We start from the raw sequence: 23,666 nt of genomic DNA, 5'->3' as shown, positions 1-23,666 counted from the left end.
TCCTCCCGTCCGCCGCTCCGGCTCGCCCGCCACGGGCAGCGGCCATCGTACTGACCGGTGGCGGAGAGCCCTCGCGGTCACAGCACGATCGCCGTGGCGATGTGGTCGGCGCCGCTCAGCCAGCGGCCGGAGAAGCCGGTGAGGGGGCGGCCTGCGACCTGGGGTCCGGGGCGCAGCAGACGGGCGGTGAAGGTGCCCTGGTCCGGGTCGAAGGTGATCTCCGCCTCCTCGAAGTCGAGTTCCTCTTCGGTGAGCGGGTACCAGGCCTTGAACACGGACTCCTTGGCGCTGAACAGCAGCCGGTCCCAGGCGGTTCCGGGGCTGTGCCGGGCGAGGGCGGCCAGGGCCTGCTGTTCGCCGGGCAGCGCGATCACCTCCAGGACGCCGGTCGGCAGCGGCGCGTGCGGTTCGGCGTCGATGCCGATCGTCACCCGGTCGCCGGTGCGGGCGACGGCGACGGCCCGGTAGCCCTGGCAGTGGGTCATGCTGCCGATCACGCCGGCCGGCCACTGGGGGGCGCCCCGCCGGCTGCGCAGCAGGGGGGCCGGGGGCAGGCCGAGGCGGGTGAGGGCCCGGCGTGCGCAGATCCGTCCGGTGGTGAACTCGCGCTGCCGAGGGGGGACGGCGCGCACGATGAGCGCCTCCTCCTCCGGGAAGAGGCCTTCGCCGTGCTCCAGGGCGTCGTCGGTCAGATCGCCCGGTGCCGTCACGGACACGACGTCCGGGGGGAGGATCGCCTCGATCACGCGCTCGCTCCCGTGGTGCGCGGGGCGGGCAGGATCTGGCGCAGGGTTCCCCGGGGCGGGCGCGGGCGCCATTCCCGGGGGTAGCCGAGGGAGACCTCCTCGAAGCGGACGCCGTCCTCCCACAGGACGCGCGGGATGTGCAGATGGCCGTAGACGACGGCGGCCGCGCGGAACCGGGTGTGCCAGTCCGCGGTGCGTTCGGTGCCGCACCACTGGGCGAACTCGGGGTAGCGCAGGATGCGGGTCGGTTCGCGGGTCATCGGGAAGTGGTTGACGAGCACGGTGCGCGTGTCCGGGGGCAGGGCGGCCAGCCGCTGCTCGGTGTGGGCGACCCGGGCGTGGCACCAGGCGGCCCGGTCCGGGTAGGGGTCGGGGTGCAGGAAGTACTCGTCGGTGCAGACGATTCCTGCCTCGTGGGCGCGGTGCAGCGACTCCTCGATGGTGAGGCCGGGGTCGCGGAAGGAGTAGTCGTACAGCAGGAAGAGCGGTGCCACGGTCACCGGCCCGCCGTCGCCCCGCCACACGGGGTAGGGGTCCTCCGGGGTCGCGACGCCGAGGGAGCGGCAGAGGTCGACCAGGTGCTGGTAGCGCTTCTCGCCCCGCAGGTCGCAGGGGTCCTTGGGGTGTGACCACAGCTCGTGGTTTCCCGGGGCCCAGACGACCTTCGCGAACCGTTCGGCGAGCAGGGACAGGGCCCACTCCACGTCGGCGAACTTCTCGCCGACGTCCCCCGCCACGATCAGCCAGTCCTCGTCGGAGCCGGGGCGCAAGGAGTCGACGACGGAACGATTTTCCTTGTACGCCACATGAATGTCGCTCACTGCGAGCAGTTTGCCGTCCCCCACTGATCCTCCTCGTCCTGCGCATATGCGTTCACACCGCATCTTGCCGCAGGTGCGGGCCACGGCATACCGCATTCCTCCGGCCGCGAACGGCTTCGGGAGTCCGGGCGAGGGTGCCGTCCGCTACTTGCGGCCGACGCCCGCGTACATCGCCACGTCCTCCGCCGGCGTCTGCGGCCGCCACGCGGAGCAGGAGACGACGCCGGGTTCGAGGAGCTCCAGGCCGTCGAAGTAGCGCGCGACGGCGGCCGGGGTGCGCTGGGTGAGCTTCGGGGTGCCGTGCTCGTTCCAGAACGCCACCGCCGCGTCGACGTCCGGCATGTCGGGGTGCGTGACCGTGTGGGACAGGACGAGGTGGCTGCCGGGGGCGAGCGCGTCCATGAGCCGGCGGACGATCGCGTACGACTCCTCGTCGTCCTCGATGAAGATGACGACCCCGAGCAGCATCAGCGCGACCGGCTGCGACAGGTCGAGCGTCTTCCCCGCGGCGGCCAGGATCGTGTCGACGTCCCGCAGGTCGGCGTCGAGGTAGTCGGTGCGGCCCTCGGGCGTCCCGACCAGCAGGGCGCGGGCGTGCGCGAGGACGAGCGGGTCGTTGTCGACGTAGACGACGCGCGCGTCGGGGGCGACGCGCTGCGCGACCTCGTGGGTGTTGTCGGCGCTCGGCAGTCCCGTCCCGATGTCCAGGAACTGCCGGATGCCTTCCTGTTCGGCCAGGTGCCGCACCGCCCGGCCGAGGAACAGCCGGTCCGCCTTCGCGTACTCCCCGATGCCGGGGTGCAGCGCCCGGATCTGGTCGCCGGCCTCCCGGTCGACGGGGTAGTTGTCCTTGCCGCCGGTCCAGTAGTTCCAGATGCGGGCGGTGTGCGGCCGGGAGGTGTCGATGCGCGATTCGATGTCGGTCACGCCGTCAACGTACCTCAGGGCTCTGGCAACTCCCTTGTGCGGATGCCGGTTCGACCTCTGTTGTTCATGGGGCGGGGGCATCGCGGCGCGGGCGGAAGGCGGCCCGGTGGGCGCTCGGGGGCCGGCCCGTGTGGCGGGTGAAGAGGGCGGTGAAGGTGCCGGGGTCGCGGTAGCCGACGGAGCTCGCGACAGCGGCGACGGTGCGGTCGGTGGTCTCCAGGAGGTGGCGGGCGCGGCGGACCCGGGAGGACTGGAGGTGGGCGAGCGGGGTGCGGCCGGTCTCGGCGGCGAAGCGGCGCAGCAGGGTCCTGGTGCTGACGCCGAAGGTCGCGGCGAGGGCCGTGAGGTCGTAGCGGTCGGCGAGGTGCTGGTCGAGATGGCGCATGACCCGCTCGGAGAACGCGTGGCCGGGCTGCGGGAGGAGCCGGGCGTCGACGTACGGGGTCTGGGAGGTGCGCGCGTCGTCGACGAGGGCGAGGCGGGCGGTGGCGCGGGCCACGCGGGGCCCGCCGTGCCGGCGGATCAGGTCGAGCGCGAAGTCGTACATGGCGCTGAAGGCGGCCGTCGTCGTCACCCCGGTGTCGGTGACGACGAGTTCCTCGGGCCGGACGTCGGCGGCCGGGCGGCGGCGGGCCAGCGCGTCGGCCTGGAGCCAGGACGTGGTGGCGCGCCGCCCGTCGAGGAGTCCGGCTTCGGCGAGCAGGAACGCGCCGACGCAGAGCGAGACGACGGCCGTGCCGGCGGCGAACTGCGCGCGGATCGCGGCGATCTCGGGGCCGAGCGCGCCGAGCCGCTCGTCCAGGTCGGCGCCGAGGAGCAGTTCGAAGCCCGGGACGACGAGGACGTCGACCTCGCGGAGGGGGCCGACGTCGAGGCGTGCGCCGCCGGAGGCGGTGACCCGGCGGCGCGGCGAGACGATCGACACCTGGTACCCGGGGCCTCCGGGCCCGGCGATGTGTCCGGCCATCGTCAACAGGTCAGGGACGCCGAAGACTTCGGACGCGAAGCAGCCCGGGTACGCCAGGACACCGACGCGCAGCGCACTCATGGTGGCGAGATTACCGGTGCGTGTGGCGATCTCGCCCCTCCCCCGGGCTCCCGGACGCGGGCCAGGCTGGGTCCATGACTCCTTCCGCCGACGATCCCCTCGACGACTTCACCGCTCGGCCCATCGACGTGGACGGTGTGGTGAAGACCGTCCACACGGCCGGTTCCGGGCCCGCCGTCGTCGTCCTGCCCGAGATGCCCGGCATCAGTCCTGACGTGCTGCGCCTCGCGCGCTGGGTGCGGGACGCCGGCTTCACCGTCCTCGTGCCCTCCCTCTTCGGGACCGACGGCGCCTTCCCCACGGTGGAGGGCGGCCGGGAGGTGATCCGGCGGGCGTGCGTCAGCGCGGAGTTCCGGGCGTTCGCCGGGGGCGGCACGAGCCCGGTCGCGGCGTGGCTGCGCGGTCTGGCGCGCCGGGCGCACGCCGAGTGCGGCGGCCCGGGCGTCGGCGCGATCGGCCTGTGCTTCACCGGCAACTTCGCCCTGACGATGGCCCTGGAGCCGGCCGTGATCGCGCCCGTGGTCAACCATCCCTCGCTCCCCCTCGACGACCCCGGCGGCCTCGAACTCGACGAGGCGGACGCCCGCGCGCTCAAGGAGCGGGTGGCCCGCGACGGACTGACCGTGCTGTCGTACCGCTTCGAGGGCGACCGCTGGTGCACGGGCCGACGCTTCGCGGCGTACCGCGCGCTGCTCGGCGACGCCTTCGACGGCCGTGTCCTCCCGGACAGCGCGGCGAACCCCGCTCCCCCGCCGTTCTTCGCCGAGACGGTCGGTACGCCGCACAGCGTCGTCACCGCCCACCTGGTCGACGAGGCCGGCCACCCCACCGTCCGGGCCCGGGACGAGATCCTGGCCTTCCTGGGCGACCGGCTGCACCCCGCGACCGGCTGACGCGGCGGCGGAATCCGGGCCGGGAGCGCATCGACCACGCTCAGCGCAGGTCGAGCAGCATCACGTCGTACAGGTCCGCCCCCGCTCCCCCCGGCCTCGTCTCGCCGATCGTGCGGTAGCCCCAGCTGCGGTACGCGGCCGACGCCGGCGTGTTCGCCTGGTGGACGTTCAGCAGCACCCGCTCGGCTCCGACGCCGTCGAGCAGCGACTCGTGCAGACGCCGCGCGATGCCCAGGCGGCGCCATGGTCCGCGTACGGCGAGCTCCAGGAACCCGAAGGTGCGGTGACCGTCCTCGCGGCGCATGTCCTCGGGCACGGGCTCGGTGAGTTCTTCCCACCACACCGCGTCGGGCGGGAGCGGCCGGCCGTACGCCATGCCGACCGGCTCGCCGTCCTCGGCTCGGGCCAGGACGGCCCGGAAGGCGGGGTTGCGCGCCGTTCCGGGGAAGCGGCGGAAGGCGGCGGCGACGCTTTCCTCGGTCTCGTGGTGGGGAGGCCCGGCGAACGCCTCGGCGTAGACCAGCCTGAACGCGTCCTCGGCCCGCACCGCCGCCGGCCCGTCCATGCGCTCCGTAGCGATGACGCCTCGCCGCGTCATGTGCTCCGTCATGTGCTCCGTCATGTGCTCCGTCGTGACGGTCCCCTGCCGCGTCATGTGCTCCCCCGTCGAACGGTCACGCAAGGGCGTCCGCCGCGCACGCACGGACGCCGAAAGCCCAGATCGTAGCCGGGCGCGTCCGTAACCCCGTGCGGGGGAGCACACTTGCAGGAGGGGGCGGAAGGCTTGCCCCGGCCCGGGGTTCGGCCCGTTCCGCCCACGCGTGGAAGAGGGTGCGCGGATGTCCGGTACTCGGTCCTCGTCCCGCTCGCGCTACGCCCCCGACCGGGGGCTCGCGGCGCGCATGGCGACGACGATGTTCCTGATCGGCCTCCTGTACGTGGTCTTCGTCGGCGTCCTGCTGGTGCTGATGCGCGGGTCCTGGCCCGTCATCCTGCTGATCACGGGCGTCCTGTTCGTCGGGCAGTTCTGGTTCAGCGACCGGATCGCCGCGCTGGGCATGGGGGCGCGCGAGGTGACCCGCGAGCAGGCTCCCGAGCTGCACGGCACCGTGGACCGGATCTGCGCCCTGGCCGACATGCCGAAGCCGAAGGTCGCGATCGCCGACAGCGACGTGCCGAACGCGTTCGCCACCGGCCGCGGCGAGAAGACCGCGCTGGTCTGCGTCACGACCGGTCTGTTGCGACGGCTCGAGCCGGAGGAGCTGGAGGGGGTCCTCGCGCACGAGATGTCGCACGTGGCGCACCGGGACGTGGCGGTCATGACCATCGCGTCGTTCCTGGGGGTGCTCGCGGGGATGATGACGCGGGTCGCCCTGTACAGCGGTCTCGGCCGCAGCCGGGACAGCACCATGGGCCTCGCCGTGATCCTCGTCCCCGTGGTCAGCGCCGCCGTGTACGTCGTCAGCTTCCTGCTGACCCGGGTGCTGTCCCGGTACCGCGAACTGGCCGCCGACCGTGCCGCCGCCCTCCTCACCGGCCGCCCCTCGGCGCTTGCCTCCGCGCTCACCAAGGTGAACGGGGAGATGGCCCGGATCCCGACGAAGGACCTGCGCAAGGCGGAGCCGTACAACGCGTTCTGGTTCGCGCCCGCCTTCTCCTCCAAGGAGAGCCTGAGCCGGCTGCTCTCCACCCACCCCACCCTGGAGCAGCGGCTCGAACAGCTCGCGCGGATCTCGGCACGCCTTGGCGAGGCGTGACGGCGGTGGGACTCCTCGACAGCATCCTCGGGCGCAGCCGGCCGGTGCGGCCCGATCTGGACCGGCTCTTCGGGCTCCCGGCCGCCGCGCTGACCCTCCAGGCGGGCACGGGCTTCGTGCCGACGGGCGCGGGGGCGGTGTGCTTCGCGGCGGTGGAGGGCGGTGCGTTCGCGCGCTTGAAGGGCGAGGTACGGGACCTCCTGGACGTCGAGGCGGTGGCCGATCCCGGTCCGGGTCCCGGCTCCGGGCCCGGGGCGTCGCCCGTGACGTACACCTCGGACACGTACGGCTACACCTGGCTCACCGTCCGGCGTCCCGCCGAGGACCTGATCACCCTGGTCAACGACCTGCACGCGGTCAACGCGCTCCTGGAGGAGGCCGGCTTCGGCCCGAACCTGCTCTGTTCCCTGACCGCGTTCCACACCCCGGGAAGCGACACGGCAAGCGGCACGGGAAGCGGCGTGGACCGGGCCCGCGACCTCGCCCTCGTGTACCTCTACAAGCGCGGCACGTTCTACCCCTTCGCCCCCCGCGCGGACCGTGCCGAGACCCGCGACAACGCCCTTGAGCTGGAGGTCAGGGGCCTGCTCGCGGGCGACCTCGCCTTGGAGCCCGACATGGAGCGGTGGTTCCCGGTCTGGGGCGCGCCGGGCCTCGTCGGGGCGTGAGGTCCGTCGGTGGCGCCCTCACTCCGTGGGGGTGGTCACCTCCGTGGTCGGCGGTGGCGGAACGGCGCGGCGCCGTCGGCGCAGCCATGCGTAGAGCATCAGGCACGGCAGCAGCATCCCGGCGACGGTGAGGACGAGGAACGCCGTGAGGCTGGTGATGTGGCCGACGAGCCATTCGAAGTTCTGCCCGAAGAAGCCGACCACGAAGGACAGCGGGAGGAACACGCTCGCGAGGATGGTGAGGCGCTCCATCGTGGCGCTCTGCCGAAGGTTGATCTTGTTCTGCTCGACGGAGATCACCGCGATGTTCGCCTCAAGGACGGTGGCCAGGAGGTCGCGTTGCGCGGAGACCTCCTCGTTGACCAGCAGCAGGTGGTCGTGCACGTCGCGGAGGTACGGCAGGAGCGCGGGCGGCGACTTGCCGGGCTGCAGGCGCCGCCCGATCACGGCGAGCAGCGGGTGTACGGCGCGGTAGAAGTCGGTCGCCTCGCGGCGCAGGGAGTAGATGCGCTGCGTCGGGGCGACGGCCCCGGAGAACACGGTGGCCTCGATCTGCTCGATGTCGCGTTCGAGCTCCTCGACGACCGGCGCGTAGCTGTCGACCACCTGGTCGAAGATGGCCCAGAGCGTGGAGGCGCTGCCGGCCTTCAGCAGTTCGGGGCGGCTTTCGAGTCGGCTCCGGGCTCCGTGCAGCTCGCTCGCGATGCCCTGGCGCACGGTGATCACGAAGTGTTCGGCGAGGAAGATGCTGATCTCGCCGGTGTCGATCTCCTCGCGCTCGTCGTCGTAGCGTGCCGTGCGCAGGATGATCAGTTCGGTGCCGTCCTCGTACTGCTCGGCCTTCGGCCGCAGGTGGAAGGTCCGGGCGTCCTCGACGGCGAGCTCGTGCAGCCCGAAGACCTCGCGGACCCGGGTCAACTCCTCGGGACCGGGTTCGAAGACGCCCAGCCAGACGAATCCGCCCAGCTTGCAGTGCGCGGCCGCCTGCTCCAGGGGCATCGCACCCTCGTGCTGCCGGCGCCCGTCCCGGTAGTGCGCACAGTCGACGATCATGGCCGCCTCCTCCTCACGACCGGTCGGCGTACGCCGTCTCTCACCCACCGGCGGCACCGCGCGCCGCACCGGCCTCACCTCCCATGGTCCGCTCCCGGCCACCGGGCTGCGAGCGTCAGACGGGTCCGTAGACGGCGGCGGGGGCACCGGTCATGAGTGCCCAGTACCGGTCGCCGAACGACCAGTGCCACCACTCGGTCGGATAGTTGACGAAGCCCTCCTCGCGCAGGCACCGGGCCAGCAGGCCACGGTTGTCGCGCGCGGTCGGCGACAGCCCGGGAGCGTCGAAGGGACACGACCTCTCATCGCCCGTGCGGTGTCCGTTCACCGCGCCGCCCATGTCCAGTTCCCCACCGTCGCCGTCGACGAGCGTCAGGTCCACGGCCGCACCGGCGCAGTGCGGAGCCACCTCGACCGGGGAGACGAAGGCACTGGCCCGGCGCCGAAGCTCTGCCGGGTCCGTGATGCCCGAAAGGCGCAGGCGGTCCTCGTACAGCGCGAACCGACGCGCCTGCTCCGCCGAGCGGCGATGCCCCTCGATCACCAGGAGCCCGATGCCTGCGGGCAGCCTCTCGCCGGCGGAGACCAGGCGTTCGAGCACTCCGGCCCTTACTCGTCCGTATGCCCCGGCTTCGTCCCGTTCTCGCGGGTCCAGCGTGATCGACGGAACGGTGGCGATCTCCACAAGGGGTTCGCCGCACTCCGACAGGGGAGTGTCGATCACTCGCGGATCGCTCAGCAGAATCACGCCACGTGAGGCTGACGCCGCCACGCCGCAGGACGGGGTCGGCTCTACGGCAGGAGCCGCACGGGGCGGCCGACGAGAAAGGCGTTCACACATTCGACCGCCTCCGCGTAGCTGAGTTCGTAGGTTCCCGACGTCGCGTAACCGATGTGGGGGGTGAGCAGAGTGTTCGGGGCCTGGAGAATCGCGTGCGACCGCGGGAGCGGCTCCGCCGAGTGGACGTCGAGCCCGGCGCCGGCGATCCAGCCTTCGTTCAGGGCCGTGAGAAGCGCCTCCTCGTCCACGATGGCCGCGCGGGACGTGTTGATCAGAAAAGCGGACGGCTTCATGCGGCGCAGGTCGTCGGCAGCGATCACCGACCGAGTTCGGTCACTGAGCCGAAGATGGACACTCACGAAGTCGGAGGATGCCAGCAGTTCGTTCTTCGAGACCGCCTCGACTCCATGAGCGGACGCCTCGTCCCCCACCAGGTTCTGGCTCCACGCCAGCGTCCTCATACCGAATGCCGCACCGATGGCCGCGACCCGCCGCCCGATCTTGCCCAGCCCGATGACCCCCAGCGTGGCACCGTCCAGGTCGAGCCCGAGCCCCTTCTGCCAGTTCCCGGCGCGCAGACTGGCGTCCTCGTCGGAAACACGCCTGGCCAGCTCCAAGAGGAGTGCCCAGGTCAACTCGGCCGCCGCGTAGGGGCGCAGGCTCGTACCGCACACGGCGATCCCCAGGGCTCGTGCGGCATCGAGATCGATGGCCGAGTTGGCCATCCCGGTCGTCACGAGCAGCTTCAGCTTGGGGAGCCGCGCCAGCACGTCCTTCGGAAACGGCGTGCGCTCCCGCATGGCGATGATCACTTCGAAGTCCAGGAGGCGCTTCACGAGCGCTTCCCGGACTTCGAGATGATCCTGGAAGAACGTCGGTTCAACCTCGGCCGGCAGGTCACGCCAGCAGTCGAGCCCTGCTCCCAGGCTCTGGTAGTCGTCCAGTACAGCCACCCGGACCATCGCTGCCTCACTTCCTGCTTGCATGTCCCACTTACATCGAGAGCGGAGCCGCGATCTGCACGCGCTTGAGGTGCCGCGAAGGATCGTCGAAGGCGTTCCGGGAGTGGATCATCCGCCAGTTGTTCCAGACGACCAGGTCGCGCTTCTGATAACGGATCGCCGTGTGGTGCTGCTCGTACAGGGCGAGCCCGCGGTCGAGGAGTCTGCGGGCCAGCTCATCGCCCTCGGGCACCATCAGATTGTTGTACGAGAAGCGGAAGACGAGCTCGCCGTCCTGCATCTCCAGTACGGGGTGCTCAGCCTGGTGGACGACACCGCGGCGGGCCAGGCCCTCCGTCGACTTCCACTGGTACACCGTGTCCAGGAAGTGCTGACGCTCGGTCTCGTCGAACTCGGCCAGGATCCGGTGTCCGTCGAGCATGGTCGTCTCACCGCCGGGGCCCGAGGCGGGGTTGACGCACCAGAGCGCGAGGTAACGCGGGGGCGTTCCGCGAAACTCGTACCCCTCGCTGTGCGGTAGCAGCGGCTTGCGATTCTGCGCGTGGTAGACGTCTTCCATGTCCGGCTCCGGCTTGAGGTCGCCGATCAGAGTGCCGGTGGGGGTGGGCTGGAAATCCCCCAGCTCCTTCAGGAAGGCGACGTGGTCGAAAGCCTCGGGGACATCCACCACGTGCACGTAGCCGTTGTTGCCGAGAAGTTGATGAAACGCATACCTCAACACGTCGGCAGCGAGGAGATCGCCGTTGACGTCGGTGCATGAAAGGACGCTATCGGGCCACTTTCCCACTGAACTCACCTTTCGCCGACTCCGCCGCAGCGGCGCCCGTTCGTCATTGCAGGAGAACCATGTGGAGTGTGGAGTGCACACCCACGCCGCGGACGGTGTTCGGATCAATTCTTTGGATCCCGCCCGATGGGATCAAGTCCATGCCGTGGCCAGCTGCGGCCATGGCAATCATGGGCCATGACTCCGGTCCGCCCGGCGTCGGGAACGCCGAGCCGCCGAGGGGCCACCCGCCCGTTACACTCACCCGCCGGCCTCTGAGCAGGCAAAACATAGTCCGATCTGAGAGAGGTATGCGCACGCTATGCAATTGCGCTCGCTGAAGTCACCTGTTCCGCTCCGGCCCGGCATGAAGGTCGCGGTCGTGGCACCGGCGGGTCCCGTCGATCCGGAGCGGCTGGAAATGGGCTGTGCCGTGCTGCGGGAGATGGGTCTTGTTCCCGTGGTCGGGCGGAATGTGCTGAGTCGTGGACGGACTGCCTTCCTCGCCGCGGACGACGAGAAGCGAGCGGCGGACCTGCACGCGGCATGGTGCGATCCCGAGATCGGCGCCGTCCTCTGTGCCAAAGCCGGCTACGGCTCTGCGCGCATTCTCGATCTCCTCGATTGGGACATGCTCGCCCGAGCCGCCGCGACCAACCCTCCCAAAGCGCTGATCGGATCCAGTGACGTCACGGCCCTGCACCAGGCCTTCGCCACGCATCTCGGCGTTCGGACGTTTTACGGCCCTACCGTCGCCGGGCCCATCCTCGGCAGGCCGGACCCCTGCCCGGCGACGCTCAGGTCGCTGTCAGCCGCCCTCTTTCGACCGAATGAACCGGTGACACTGTCCGGCGGCACAGGGCTCGTTTCCGGCCAGGCCGAGGGTGTGAGCGTCGGCGGCAACCTGGCAGTCATCTGCTCCCTGGCGGGAACGGTGGAGAACCGGCCGGCGAGGGGTGGCATCGCGGTCCTGGAAGACGTGGGCGAAGCGCCGTATCGGATCGACCGGATGCTCACCCAGTTGCTGCGAACCGGCTGGTTCGAAGGGGTCCGCGGGATCGTCTGCGGGTCCTGGGAACAGTGCGGCCCGGCGGAGCGGGTCACCGAGGTGCTCCTCGAGCGCCTCGGGCACCTGGGCGTACCAGTGATCGCAGGCCTCGACTTCGGGCATGGGCGCACCCAGCTCACCGTGCCACTCGGCTCGCCGGCCAGGATGGACGCGGGGGCCGGAACGCTGCTGTTTCCGGGACAGCCATAGGGCCTGCGCCGGACGGCCGAGCATGTCGCGGGCGAGCCGACGGGTGAGGAACCCCCGGCTCGCCCAGGCCTGTTGACGGTGCGCGATCGATGCGCTTACGGTGATGATCAATCCGGTCGGGGCAGCCACCCGGCAGGAGCATGCACCCCAGCAAGACAGGTCGGGCCAACTCCCCGGCCGCGGCGGGCATTTGCCGCCGGGCTCCCGAGTCGTTGAGCGATCGGGCCGGAAGTCGGCCGCTCACCTCCTGGGGCATTCCGATGAATTCGTGATCAATCTCGACAGACCGTCATGGGCACTCTTCGACGGTGTGTCGCCATGAGCGGCCGGGTCATGCGGCGAGCGTCGGCGCGGTGCCGAGGCAGTTCGAACTCCACTGGTGCCTGCCGGCGCTGCTGATCAGACCTGCAGTGGGTCCGGCCGCCGTTCCCGCGGCGGAGACGTCAACGGAGTCGGCGCGGCCGCGCATGTGTCGCATCAGATCGCTTAAGGGTGGGAAATGATCAACTCGCTCGACATGCAGGAAATCGCAGCACGCGCAGTCTGTCCCCCCGGACAGCACCAGGACGTCCGGAAGAAGCTGGACGAGCACGGGTTCGTCGTCCTCCAGCCGGGCGGAGCCGGCGACCGCAGCCTCGACGACGTCATGTCGGAGCTGGGCGAACCGGTCGAGTACGGCTTCGGCACCAAGCTCGACCTCCAGCCGAAGGAGGGCTCCGACAACCTGCAATTCACCACCGGTGGAATGCCCTTGCACACCGACGGCCTCTTCAACGCCGGACCGGCGGTCAGGTTCATCGGCATGCACTGCGTGACGGCGCCCGAAGCCGGCGGCGAGACGCTGATCGCGAGCAACGCCGCGTTCTTCGCGCAGGCGCCGGCCGATCTGCTGGAGGTCATGCGCGGCATCACCATCGAGTACCGCAACCGGATCTCCGGCTACTACCGCACCCGGCCCGCAGGGGACCACCCCAGGGTGGCCCCGATCCAGGACGATCCGGTCACCGGCAAGACGCGCCTTGTCATCGGCCTCACCGACCCCGACGACCCGATGCGCACCCATGACGCGACGGTCGTGGGCCGCACGGCCGAAGAGAGCGCCGAGCTGCTCGACCGCATCCAGGCGGTGCTGCACCGGCCGAGCGTGCTCTACGCCCACACGTGGCGGGTCGGGGAGGTGATCGTCCAGGACAACCGGCAGGTCGTCCATGGCCGCGCCGCCTTCCCGAACCAGCCGCGCAAGCTGGTCCGCCTGTCGGTCGCGTGAGAGGGACGGCCCGATGAACACGTACCCCTCGCTTCTCCTGGACGTACACCATCAGCGCACCGGCTTCGTGGCACAGCACGACGGCGGCGGGGAACCCGCCGACACCGGGCGACTCGTGGTGGAGGAGTTCGGCCGCGGGTGGCCGCGGCCCTCCGGCGGCCTGGACGACTGCAACACGATCGAGTGGACCCCTGACCGCGTCACGGTCCGCACCAGCCGGCTGAACCTCACGCTGCTGCGCTACTGGCGGCAGCCGGGCACGGGCCGCGTCCTGATCGGAACCGACCTGGCCGAGCTCACCGCACGAGCCCTCACGTGCGTGGGCGCGGAATCCGGTCACGTGGCGCAGATCCGCGCCGTCCGCGCCTCGATCCGCACGATCGGCGGCGGTCGTACCGTCGTCTTCTCCCGCTCCGCCGACGGCGACTCGACGGAGGTCACCGAGAGCGTGACGCAGGGCTGGACGGCCTCTCCGACGACCGGTGAGACCGCCGTCGAGGCCGGGGCCCGGCAGATCGAGGTGCTGCGCCGGGAGATCACCGCCTCCGGCGCGCCGCGACCCTTGACCGTCGTCGTCTCCGGCGGAGTGGACTCCGGGCTCGTCGCCGCGCTGGCGAAGCAGGCCGGAATCCTCGATCACCTGGCCACACTGGGCACCCCTTGGGGTGACGAGTACGCCACGGCCGACGAGCTCGGTTCTCACCTGGGAATGCCGGTCCGTCACCTCGCGCTCTCCGAGGAGGACATCCTCCGGTCGATCCCGGAGACCGTCCGGATGCTCGGCGTCCCCAGCCGGGAGATGGTCGCCGGAGGCGTCAACCTCGTCGCGGTCTACCGGCACGGCTGGATTCCCGCCGGCACCGTCCTGACGGGCATCGGGGCCGACTACATCAACTCCGGGCTCCGGTTCGAGCCGGGCACGGCGCCCGATCTGCAGCGTGCCGTCGCCCAGTGCCTGGCCGACGGGGCCCTGGGCGGCGAGTGGACCGGTGCGGGGGCCGCGGCGTACGGCTACACCCTGCGCCACATGTACTGGAACACGCCCGTCATCCAAGCGGCCCTGGACACGGCCCCCGAGCTCATGCGCCACCGGGACCGGGAGAAGGGGCACATGCGGGCCGCGGCGGAGGCACTCCTCCCGCCGGAGATCGCGTGGCGGCCGAAGCAGGCCATGCACCACGGCAGCGGTGTCCAGCGCAATCTCGACGCCGCCGTCGCCCGTCTGATCGGCCTGGAGGCCGTCGACGTGGAGCGCTTCTACGAACTCGTCGCCACTGAACAGGCCCGCGCGCTGGTCGAGTCACCGCATGAACCGATCGACTCGGACAAGTGCCTGGAGACGGCGATATCCGCCTACATCCGTGAGTACGACTGAGGACAGGGGAAAGTCATGGCACTGATCGACATCAAGGACATCGAGGGAATCCGGGTCCTGACCCTGGCCCACGAGAAGCCGACGAATCCGTTCGGCAAGCAGATGGCCGAGGCCTTCGTGACCGCTCTGCGCGCGGCGGACGCGGACGACACCGTGGACGCGATCGTCGTCAGCGGCGGACGTGACCGGAGCTTCAGCGCGGGTGGGGACTTCAACGAGGTCATGCTGCTGGCGACCGACGAGTCGGTCGACGAGCTCATCGACTGGATCACCGAGCTCTACCTGTCGGTGCTGGACACGAGCAAGCCGACGATCGCGGCGATCGATCGTCACGCCATCGGCCTGGGCTTCCAGTTGGCCATGATGTTCGACTGGAAGATCATGTCCACCCGGGCGAACCTGGTCATGCCGGAGCTCGAACACGGCATCGGGGCTTCCATGGGGGCCGCCATCCTCTCCACCATCGGCAGTTACGACATCGCCCGCCACGTCATCATGGGCTGCCGCCCGATCGGCGCCGACACCGCTCTTCGCTGGGGCATGGCGGACGAGACCTGTGAGCCGGAGTTCCTGCTCGACCGGGCGGTGGAGCGGGCCCGGCGGATGGGGCGCTACCCCGACATCGCGTTCTCGGCCACCAAGCACGTGCTCACCGGCCGGCTGCGGAGGACCCTGGAGCAGACCCGCGAGGTTTCGAAGGCCGTGCACCGCAAGACCTTCGCGGCGAAGGCGATGCACGGTCACTTCAACAACATCCTGGGCAAGAGCAGCGAAAACCAGGCGAGCACCAGCTCATGACGCTGTATCAGATCCTGCGGGACGTCGCTCGGCGACGGCCCGACGCGACGGCCGCGGTGTCCTACGACGGCACCGCGGTCTCCTACGGCCGGCTCGTCGCGACCACCGACGCCATCGCCGACCGGCTCGACGCCACCCCTCGGTGCTCGGTCGTCGGCCTGGCGCTCGACGATCCCGTCAGCTTCGTCTCCGCCTACCTCGCCGCCGCCAAGCTGCAGTTGGTCATCGTGCTGCTCGACAGCAGGGCGACACCCGAGGAGACGGCGCGCCTCTCGGCCAAGTTCGACCTGGACGTGGTGCTGCGCGACGGCCCCGGCGGCATCGGCTCCCTCGTGGTGGAGCCGACCGAACGAGGCGGCGCGGGCGTCCCTGAAGGGTCCGCCCACGCCGCGAAGGCGCCTCACGAGTACCTGCCCGCGGACTTCGTCGTGCACTGCACGTCGGGCTCGACCGGTGAGCCGAAGGGCATCGTGATGAGCCAGGCGGCCGTCATGGAGCGGGTGAGCTCCTGGACCGGCAAGGCCGGCCTGGGCCCCTCGGACGTGGTGATGTGCGCGCTGCCCCTCTGGCACGGACACGGCATCGACGTGCTGGCGCTGCCCGGCCTGCTGAGCGGGGCGAAGGTCGTCTTCGTCCGCGGCTCCCATCTGACGGGCCGTGGCCTGGCACGCGCCATCGCCGATCACGCGGTGACCTTCGTCACCGGCCTTCCGGTGATGTACCAGATGCTCGTCGCGGCCGACCGGGTCGACCCCTCGATGCTCGGGTCCCTGCGGTTCGCCCTCACCGGAAGCGCCCCCATCTCCGCCGACACCCAGGCGCGGTTCGGCGAGCGGTTCGGCCTGCCGCTGCGCCAGGGCTACGGGCTGGGCGAGATCGGCATCATCACGTACGACGCCGACAACGCCGGGCCGGGCACGATCGGGCTGCCTCTCCCGGGGATCGAGTGGGAGCTGGAGCCGGTCGACACGTGCGACGGCGAGGAGCAGGTCTGCGAACTCCTGGTGCGCGGAACGGCCATGGCCCGCGGGTACTACCGGGACGCGGCGGCGGAGTCCGCGATGTTCGTGGACGGCTGGCTGCGTACCCACGATCTCGTCGCCGTACGGCCGGAGGGCTGGTTCGTCCGCGGGCGCAAGTCCACCTTCATCAACGTCACGGGCAACAAGGTCGCGCCGATCGAGGTCGAGATGGCGCTGCGCAAGTGCGACGGCGTCGTCGACTGCGGGGTCGTGGGGGTGCCCGACGGGGAGGGCGGCGAACAGGTCGCCGCGCTGATCACGGTCGAGCCCGGGTGCGATCCGAAGTCGGTCCGCCGACAGGTCGGTTCGTATCTTCTCCCGCACCAGCTGCCACAGACGTACCGGTTCGCCGCCGCGCTGCCGCGGACCCCGGTCGGCAAGATCGACTACGAGGCGGTCAAGCGCCTCGTCCAGGACGAGGAGGCACGCACGAAATGACCCTCGTGGAGAGCATCGGCCTTCGAGGCCAGGCCGGCGAGAGCGACCGGTCCGCGCGGGTCGCCGTGGAGTGGTGCGGCCGGTCGATGACGTACGCGCAGGTGGAGGCGGCGGTCGCCACGCTGGCCGAGCGGCTCGCCGCGGCCGACGCGGCCCGCGCCAGTGTCCTTGTCATGGGCCCGCTGTCGCCCGCGTACGTGGTCGGGCTGCTGGCCGTGTGGCGCGCCGGCGCGGTGCCCGTGCCGGTGGACGCCGGCCTGACCGCGCAGCAGTACGCCTGGCTCGAACGGCGCACCTGCCCCGCCGCGGTGATCAGTCACGACGCCACCCCGGCCGACCAGTACCGGGGGGCGACCCCCGGGGTGACCGAGATCGTCGTCGACTCCGGCACCGGCGAGATCCTCTTGGAATCCGTCCCGCACACCGGGGGGCGGGCGCGGAGGTTCCCTGATCCGGACGCCGGCTACGTGATCCCCACCTCCGGATCGACCGGGGAGCCGAAGGCCGTCGTCGGCAGCCGTCGCGGCCTCGGCCTCTTCCTCGACTGGTTCCGCGACGAGTTCGGGCTCTCCGCGTCGGACCGGTGCGCCGCCGTCACCCGGGTGAACTTCGACCCCTCGCTGCGGGAACTGCTCGGCGTGCTCGGCGCGGGCGGCGTGCTGTCGCTGCCGCCCGTCGACGCGCAGCTCGACCTGCCGGCGCTGGCCGACCACCTGGTCGACAGCGACCCCACGACGGCGTTCCTCGTACCGTCCCTCGCGACCCGGCTGGCCGAGGAACCGCGGCTCGCGGCGGCCGGACTGCCGAGGTTGCGGCTGATCTTCTTCGCCGGCGAGGTGCTCGGCCGGCGGGTGGTGGAGCAGTGGGCCGCCCTCGCGCCCGACGCCGAGATCGTCAACCTGTACGGCCAGACCGAGGCGACGCTCGCGCAGCTGTACCGACGCGACGTCCAGCGACTCGCCCACGGTGACGCGCAGTCGATACCCGTCGGGGTGCCACGCCCCGGCGTCGAGGTGGCGCTGCGCGACCTCGACGACACCGGAGTCGGCGACGTGCTCGTCACCTCGCGGGCACCGGCGCTCGGCATCCTGTGCGCCGATACCGGTGAGCAGCACCGGACGGCTCCGTTCCCCGTCCCGCTGCCGACCGGCGATCTCGGCCGCAGGACCGACGACGGCGCCCTGGTGATCGTCGGCCGCAGCGGCAACGACATCAAGGTCGGCGGCCGGAGGGTCGCCTTCCAGCCCCTGATCGACGACGTCGAGGCGCTGCCCGGGGTACGACAGTGCATGGTCGTCGACCACGGGGGTCCGCAGCTGGTCGTCGCCACCGCGCCGGGTGAGGCTCCCGCCGAGGAGCCGCTGCGCACCACGATCCACGGCCTCGGCCGCGACCGGCGGCTTCCGCGGTTCGCCCTGCACCTGCGGGCGGATCTGCCGATGCTACGCAGCGGGAAGGTGGACCGGCGGGCCCTGCTGGCGTCCCTGGACCGGCTCACCGTCCCGCCGTCCGGTGATCCCACCGGTGCCGCCGGGCACGAGGTCGAGCGGCACCTGCGCGCCTTGCTCGGCATCGACGAGGATGCCTCCAGCCTGGTCGACGCCGGCATCTCGTCGCTCGACATGCTCGCGGCGGCGTCGAGCATCAACCGCGTCCACGGGGTGCGGCTGACCGTCGCGGAGGCCTTCCGCCTGCGCGACGTCGCGTCCCTGGCCCGCGAGATCGAGCGCAGGCACCGCCCGGTCGGCGCCGACGCCGCCGAGACGTACCGTCCGCTCACGGCGACGGCACCGGACCGCTGTCCGCTGTCCTCCCGTCAGCTGGCGTACATGTGGATCTGCATGTCGGGCGGCAATGCGAACTGGTGCAACATCTCCCGTGAGATCCCCCTCGCGCGGCGCGTGTCCGAGGGGGCACTCACCGAGGCGCTCCGGCTGCTGCTCGTACGGCACGACGCGCTGGGCCTCGCGCTCACCGCCGACTGGCAGGGACAGACCTGGACCGCGCCGGCGGAACTGTCCTGTGCCGTCCGTGTCGTGGACATCGACGCCGAGACGGACTCGTCGGCCTTCCGCGAGAGCGTGCAGGCCCTTCGTACCGCGCTGGTGTCCGAGCTGATCGACCCCGAGGCCGCGCCGCCGATCCGGGCCGGGCTCCTCCGGGGGACCAACGGCAGTTCGGTCATCCTGGTGGCGCATCACCTGTTCGTGGACGGACTGGGCCTGGACGCGCTGGCCGGCGAGCTGCGGGCCGCGCTGTCCGGCCGCAGCCCGGAACCCGTCGCGGACCGGGACCACGGCGGATACCGGGCGTTCTGCCTCGCGACGGCTCGGGAGGAGGAGCCGGGGCCGGCGGCCGCGTACTGGCGGAGCCTGCTGGACGGTGTCACCCAGGTCGAACTGCCCGAAGCCACCGGGCCGGGCGGGGCGCAGGGCGAGCTGCTCTCCCTGCCCCTGGGCACCGTGTGCACGCGGCAGGTCCACGCGATCGCACGGGAGCTGGGCGTCTCCGCGTTCACCGTCGTCCTGGCCGCCTTCGAGCAGGCGGTCGCCGCCGCCTTCGGTCTCGACCGTCCGTCCGTCATCGTGATGAGCCAGAACCGCGGCGAGACCGATGCCTCCGTCGTCGGAAACTTCACCACGAGCCTGATCGTCCGCAGACCGGGCGCACCGTCCCTGCGGGACGACGTCGGCGCCATGGCGCGTCAGCTGGCCGACGGCGCGCGGTACGGCGACTGGGAGTTCGACCAGCGGATCGCCGAGCTGGGTCTTGCCGAGACGGGCCGCTTTCCGCTGTCCACGGTCCTGTTCAACCAGCGGCCGATGCCGCGGGACCTGCGCGCCCGCGACCTCGGGGCCTGGAGCCCGAGGGCACTCGGCCGTGTACTGCGCTACCAGCTGCAGGGGGAGCTTCAGATGTCCGGGCCCGAGATGGTCATGACGTACTACTACCGCCGGGGAATCTCCGGCACCGATGTGATCGGGCGCGTGCACCGCGGGCTGCTGCGGGCGATCCGCGCGGGCGGGGAGACGACCCATGACTGAACCGACCGGACCCATCGGGGCGCTCGCCGTGTCGGCCTCGCGTACAGCGGAAGCGTCGGACCTCGTCTTCGGGCCGCTCCAGCGCGCCTATCTGGTCGGCGACCAGGACGGGCTCGAACTTCGCAGTCCGGCCCGGTACTACGTCGCCTGCGAGCTGCGGGTGTCCGCCGTGGACGGCGTCCAACGGCGCCTCGACCGTCTCGTACGGGAGAACCCGATCCTGCGCACGCGCGTCGGGGACGACCTGACCCTGACGCTGGTCGCCGAGGACGCGGTCGTCCCGGTCACCGTCATGGACGCGACGGAGGCCACCTTCGACACCCTCGACAGCGGTGTCCGCGAGGAGTTCCGCTCGGACGCGCTCGTATTCGACGCATGGCCCCAGCTGCGGGTCACCGTGGTGCGCTCGGCACGGCGGGCGCGGATCCACCTCGTCTACACGCTGTGGCTGATGGACGCCGCGTCACTCGCCCGGTTCCTGGAAGGGCTGGTCCACGACACCGACGGCATGGCAGCCGTCCCCGAGCCGGCCCCGCCGGCCGGCCGGCGGCGGGCGCGCGACGAACGGTACTGGCGCGAGGTGGCGCCGACGCTGCCGGAGAGCGCCGAGGTACCGCTGCGGCCCGACTGGCGGCACGCGGGCCGGGCCGTGGCGCACCGGACACTGCACCTCGACCGGCCCACGGCGGAGGCGATCACCCAGCAGGCCAAACGGCACGGCCTGACCGTGCCGATGGTCCTCCTCACGGTGTACGGGGCGCTCCTCGGCGCCGTCGGCGGCGGCCGGCCGCACACCCTCACCCTCGTGCAATCGGGGCAGGACCCGCACGCCGACGACGGGCGACTCGGCAACCACGGTGTTCCCCTCCCGGTGGCGATGCCGGCGGCCGGGGGACGCGACTTCGCCTCGCTCGCGCGGGAGGTGCAGGGCCGCGTCCTGGAACAGTCGCTGCACTCCTCGCTCAGCGGCCCCGAGATCGTCCGCCTGATCGACCCGGCCGCCGACCGGCGCCGGCTGCTGCACCCGTTCGCGTTCACCGCGGTCGAACTCGACGCGCCGCGGGAAGCGGCGCTCGGCCTGCGGCGGGACTGGGACACCGTGCAACTGCGCGTGCCGCAGGTCCTGCTGGACCACCAGGCCGTCGTGGACCGCGACGGCACCATCCGCCTCGGTTTCGACTGGCGCACCGACGCGTTCGACGAAGGCTTCCTCGACGACTTCATCGAGCAGTACGCCCACGAGGTCGACCGGCTGGCGGCCGACGGGGCCGACTGGACCCTCCCGGGCGGGCGTACGCTCCCCGCGGCCGACCGCGTCCGACCCGCGGAACAGGGGGGACCGACGCTGCAGCAGCGGGTCCTTGAGACCGTCGAGCGGATGCCCGACGCGCCGGCGGTCCGGGACGGCGACGGGGTGCTGACCTACGCGGCCCTGGCCGACGCCGCCGCCGAGCTCGCGCAGCGCCTGGTGACCGCGGGCGCCGTCGTCGGCGACCACGTCGCGATCCATCTGCCGCGCGGCCGCGGCCAGGTCGTGGCGATCCTCGGCGCGCTGCTCGCCGGCTGCGTGTACATCCCGCTGGACTGGGGGCTGCCCCAGGGACGGCTCGACCGGATCACCCGGCAGGCCCGGCTGCGCTTCGCGGTGACCGGGGACGAGCCGGACGTCGCCGAGGAGTGGCACCGGCGCGGGGTGCGGACGATCGCCCTGCCGGCGGAGGTCCCGGGGGAACGCCGGCTGCCGGACCGCGGCGCGCCCGACGTCGCCTACGTGATCTTCACGTCCGGGTCGACGGGGGAACCGAAGGGCGTGGTCATCCGCCACCGCGCGGTGCTGAACACCATCGACTCCATCAACGACCTGACCGAGCTGGGGCCGTCCGACAGCGTGCTGTCGGTGTCCTCGATCGGCTTCGACCTGTCCGTGTACGACATCTTCGGTCCGCTGCTCGTCGGCGCCGCGGTGGTCATGCTGCCGGAGGACACCGCACGCACCCCGGCGGCCTGGACGAGGATCATCACGGAACACTCGGTGACGATCTGGAACTCGGCTCCGGCGTTGGCCGCCCTGCTCGCGGAGGAGGGCGGCGCCCTTCCGTCGCTCCGCTCCTTCCTGCTCAGCGGAGACTGGATCCCGCTGCACCTCCCCGCCGGGCTTGAGCGGTTGTCCGCCGGGGCGGAGGTGATCAGCCTGGGCGGTGCGACCGAGGGCTCGATCTGGTCGATCCACCACCGGATCACCCCTGCGGACCGCACCGGCCGGTCGATCCCGTACGGGAGGCCGCTGGCCGGCCAGGACATCCTGGTCCTCGACGCCCGGCGCACCGTGTGCCCGGACTGGCACATCGGCGAGATCCACATCGCGGGCAGCGGAGTCGCCGACGGGTACCTGGACGACCGGGAGCGGACCTCGGAGGCGTTCCTCGACGACCCGGAGCACGGCTGGATCTACCGCACCGGCGACCGCGGCCGCCGCGGCCCGGACGGCGTCGTCGAGCTGCTCGGCCGCATCGACACCCAGGTCAAGGTCAACGGCTACCGGGTCGAACTGGGCGAGATCGAATCACTGCTCAACGCGATGGGCCACGTGCGCCGCAGTGCCGCGTGCGTCCCGCCGGACGGCGGCGGTGTCCTCGCCTACGTCACGCTGTCCGCCGACGCCCCCTCCGACTGGCGCGAGCGCGGCATCGCCGCGCTGCGCGACGAACTGCCCTCGTACATGGTTCCCTACGCGCTCGTCGAACTCGACGAGATCCCGCTGACCGCCAACGGCAAGGTCGACCACCGCCGGCTGCGCACGGCCCCGACGCCGCCCGCCGCCCCGGGAGAAGCAGCCGTGGTGCTCGATCAGGGACCGCACGCCCAGGAGGTGGCGGCCTGCTGGACCGAGATCCTGGGCAGGGCGCCCGGGTCGGAAGGGTTCTTCGAGTCCGGCGGCAGTTCCCTCGACGCGATCCGGCTGTTGTCGATGGTGCGCAGCAGGTTCGGGTACGACATCGCGTTCGGGCGCTTCCTCTCGAACCCGACGGTGACCGGCCTGGCGCAGCTGTGCGGGGCCGGACGCGGGTCGGTGAGCGAGGCGGTGTGGAGCTTCGGCCCGCGCACGGTGGCGAATCCGCGCGGCAGGGTCATCTTCTTCCCGCCCGTCGGCGGGGGTGTCGCCTGCTACGCCGGGCTGATCCGGAACCTGCCGGGCGACCTCGACGTCCACGTGCTCGGCTTCGACCGGCCCTTCGACGCGCCCGGGTCCACGGCCCCCACACTGGCCGCCGCGGCGGACCTCTGCCTGCGTCACCTGGCGGGGCGGATCGACGACCCGGAGGTGCCGTGCGTCCTCGTCGGCTGGTCGTTCGGTGGCGCGCTCGCCGCGGCGGCCGCGCGGGCGGCGACGTACCCGATCACCAAGGTCGTCATGCTCGACACTCCCGTGTCGGCGGCGGCACGCCACTGCCAGGACTCCGACGCGGTGATGGTGTCCGAGTTCGTCCACGACATCCGGCAGGCGGGCGGTGTGGTGGTCTCGGAGCGGGCCGTGAGCACCGACCCGGCGCTGCGCCGGAGGTTCGAGGTGTACCGGCAGAACAAGCTGTTGCTGCGCGACTGGCAGCCCGGCCCCGTACCGGTTCCGGTCGTCCAGTTCCGCGCCGGTGAACGGCCGGCCGAACCGGACCCGGACACCTGGCGGGGATGGGCACCGACGATGCGCACCGTCGCCCTGACCGGTGGGCATTTCGATGTGTTCGAGGCGGAGAACCTGCGGCACGTGCAGGACGAGATCGAGGGCGGATGGCAGTGAACGAACCGAAGGTGATCAGCACGATCGTCGATCAGCTGCGGCGACAGGGCTACGGGATCGGTCCCGGGGAGTACGAGGCGGATCTCATCGGCGCCGGTCTCAACTCGGTGACCATGGTCCGGCTGTTGTCCGTCCTCGAGGAGGAGTTCGACGTCGAATTCGCCGTCGCCAGGCTCTTCCGCGAGCCGGTGACCGTCGCACGCCTCGCCGCGGAGATCGTCTCGCAGCACGCGGCCGGCAGGTGAT

At 71.5% G+C, this 23,666-nt stretch carries 20 protein-coding genes; 11 read left to right on the top strand and 9 right to left on the bottom strand.

Annotation, left to right across the window (positions count from 1 at the left end):
- Positions 1-77: 77 nt before the first annotated feature.
- The 4 genes from ACZ7HT_RS30420 to ACZ7HT_RS30405 form a co-directional block, all read right to left on the bottom strand.
- Positions 78-746, bottom strand: coding sequence for a 4'-phosphopantetheinyl transferase family protein (locus ACZ7HT_RS30420; RefSeq protein ID WP_471171747.1), 669 nt, complete (start codon positions 744-746; stop codon positions 78-80).
- Positions 743-1,630 (bottom strand): metallophosphoesterase family protein, encoded by an 888-nt coding sequence (locus tag ACZ7HT_RS30415; RefSeq protein ID WP_471171847.1) that lies wholly within the window; start codon positions 1,628-1,630, stop codon positions 743-745. Before ACZ7HT_RS30415 ends, ACZ7HT_RS30420 begins: the two co-directional genes overlap by 4 nt.
- Positions 1,631-1,711: 81 nt before the next feature.
- Complete coding sequence (locus ACZ7HT_RS30410; RefSeq protein WP_471171745.1) at positions 1,712-2,494, bottom strand: SAM-dependent methyltransferase; 783 nt, start codon at positions 2,492-2,494, stop codon at positions 1,712-1,714.
- Positions 2,495-2,558: 64 nt separating this feature from the next.
- Complete coding sequence (locus ACZ7HT_RS30405) at positions 2,559-3,542, bottom strand: GlxA family transcriptional regulator (protein ID WP_471171743.1); 984 nt, start codon at positions 3,540-3,542, stop codon at positions 2,559-2,561.
- Positions 3,543-3,616: 74 nt separating this feature from the next.
- Between ACZ7HT_RS30405 and ACZ7HT_RS30400 the strand changes: the two genes are divergently transcribed.
- Complete coding sequence (locus ACZ7HT_RS30400) at positions 3,617-4,435, top strand: dienelactone hydrolase family protein (protein ID WP_471171742.1); 819 nt, start codon at positions 3,617-3,619, stop codon at positions 4,433-4,435.
- 40 nt (positions 4,436-4,475) lie between these two features.
- On the opposite strand, the gene ACZ7HT_RS30395 is transcribed toward ACZ7HT_RS30400, so the two are convergent.
- Positions 4,476-5,033, bottom strand: coding sequence for a GNAT family N-acetyltransferase (locus ACZ7HT_RS30395; protein ID WP_471171846.1), 558 nt, complete (start codon positions 5,031-5,033; stop codon positions 4,476-4,478).
- 241 nt (positions 5,034-5,274) lie between these two features.
- On the opposite strand from ACZ7HT_RS30395, the gene htpX reads away from it, so the two are divergent.
- Both htpX and pspAB read left to right on the top strand, forming a co-directional pair.
- Positions 5,275-6,192, top strand: coding sequence for a zinc metalloprotease HtpX (htpX, locus tag ACZ7HT_RS30390; protein WP_471171740.1), 918 nt, complete (start codon positions 5,275-5,277; stop codon positions 6,190-6,192).
- 5 nt (positions 6,193-6,197) lie between these two features.
- Positions 6,198-6,860 (top strand): PspA-associated protein PspAB, encoded by a 663-nt coding sequence (pspAB, locus tag ACZ7HT_RS30385; RefSeq protein ID WP_471171739.1) that lies wholly within the window; start codon positions 6,198-6,200, stop codon positions 6,858-6,860.
- Between the two features lie 18 nt (positions 6,861-6,878).
- On the opposite strand, the gene ACZ7HT_RS30380 is transcribed toward pspAB, so the two are convergent.
- From ACZ7HT_RS30380 to ACZ7HT_RS30365, 4 genes are all read right to left on the bottom strand, one after another.
- Positions 6,879-7,913: a magnesium and cobalt transport protein CorA gene (locus ACZ7HT_RS30380; protein ID WP_471171737.1), complete on the bottom strand. Its 1,035-nt coding sequence runs from the start codon at positions 7,911-7,913 to the stop codon at positions 6,879-6,881.
- A 115-nt stretch (positions 7,914-8,028) separates the two neighbouring features.
- Positions 8,029-8,637, bottom strand: coding sequence for a M15 family metallopeptidase (locus tag ACZ7HT_RS30375; RefSeq protein WP_471171735.1), 609 nt, complete (start codon positions 8,635-8,637; stop codon positions 8,029-8,031).
- A gap of 68 nt (positions 8,638-8,705) precedes the next feature.
- Positions 8,706-9,656 carry a D-2-hydroxyacid dehydrogenase family protein gene (locus ACZ7HT_RS30370; RefSeq protein WP_471171734.1) on the bottom strand — a complete coding sequence of 317 codons (951 nt, stop codon included), beginning with the start codon at positions 9,654-9,656 and terminating at the stop codon, positions 8,706-8,708.
- Positions 9,657-9,687: 31 nt separating this feature from the next.
- A complete protein-coding gene (locus ACZ7HT_RS30365; RefSeq protein WP_471171733.1) occupies positions 9,688-10,332 on the bottom strand; it encodes a TauD/TfdA family dioxygenase in 645 nt (214 codons plus the stop codon).
- Positions 10,333-10,744: 412 nt separating this feature from the next.
- Here ACZ7HT_RS30365 and ACZ7HT_RS30360 point away from each other — a divergent pair, with 412 nt between their 5' ends.
- The 8 genes from ACZ7HT_RS30360 to ACZ7HT_RS30325 all read left to right on the top strand — a co-directional run bounded on the left by ACZ7HT_RS30360 (position 10,745) and on the right by ACZ7HT_RS30325 (position 23,665).
- Positions 10,745-11,680 carry a S66 peptidase family protein gene (locus ACZ7HT_RS30360; RefSeq protein ID WP_471171731.1) on the top strand — a complete coding sequence of 312 codons (936 nt, stop codon included), beginning with the start codon at positions 10,745-10,747 and terminating at the stop codon, positions 11,678-11,680.
- A gap of 499 nt (positions 11,681-12,179) precedes the next feature.
- Positions 12,180-12,947, top strand: coding sequence for a TauD/TfdA dioxygenase family protein (locus ACZ7HT_RS30355; protein WP_471171730.1), 768 nt, complete (start codon positions 12,180-12,182; stop codon positions 12,945-12,947).
- 13 nt (positions 12,948-12,960) lie between these two features.
- Entirely contained in the window at positions 12,961-14,322 is a 1,362-nt protein-coding gene (locus tag ACZ7HT_RS30350) for an asparagine synthase C-terminal domain-containing protein (RefSeq protein ID WP_471171728.1), read from the top strand.
- A gap of 15 nt (positions 14,323-14,337) precedes the next feature.
- A complete protein-coding gene (locus tag ACZ7HT_RS30345; protein ID WP_471171726.1) occupies positions 14,338-15,120 on the top strand; it encodes an enoyl-CoA hydratase/isomerase family protein in 783 nt (260 codons plus the stop codon).
- Positions 15,117-16,580, top strand: a complete 1,464-nt coding sequence (locus ACZ7HT_RS30340; RefSeq protein WP_471171724.1) for a class I adenylate-forming enzyme family protein — start codon at positions 15,117-15,119, stop codon at positions 16,578-16,580. Before ACZ7HT_RS30345 ends, ACZ7HT_RS30340 begins: the two co-directional genes overlap by 4 nt.
- Positions 16,577-19,624, top strand: a complete 3,048-nt coding sequence (locus tag ACZ7HT_RS30335) for an AMP-binding protein (protein ID WP_471171723.1) — start codon at positions 16,577-16,579, stop codon at positions 19,622-19,624. Before ACZ7HT_RS30340 ends, ACZ7HT_RS30335 begins: the two co-directional genes overlap by 4 nt.
- Positions 19,617-23,420 carry a non-ribosomal peptide synthetase gene (locus ACZ7HT_RS30330; RefSeq protein ID WP_471171722.1) on the top strand — a complete coding sequence of 1,268 codons (3,804 nt, stop codon included), beginning with the start codon at positions 19,617-19,619 and terminating at the stop codon, positions 23,418-23,420. Before ACZ7HT_RS30335 ends, ACZ7HT_RS30330 begins: the two co-directional genes overlap by 8 nt.
- Positions 23,411-23,665 carry an acyl carrier protein gene (locus ACZ7HT_RS30325; RefSeq protein WP_471171720.1) on the top strand — a complete coding sequence of 85 codons (255 nt, stop codon included), beginning with the start codon at positions 23,411-23,413 and terminating at the stop codon, positions 23,663-23,665. Before ACZ7HT_RS30330 ends, ACZ7HT_RS30325 begins: the two co-directional genes overlap by 10 nt.
- Position 23,666 lies beyond the last annotated feature (1 nt).

The organism is Streptomyces sp. NPDC037410, from assembly GCF_055602235.1.
Note: the sequence above shows the minus strand (reverse complement) of the source record. Positions and strands in the feature narration are given on the sequence as shown.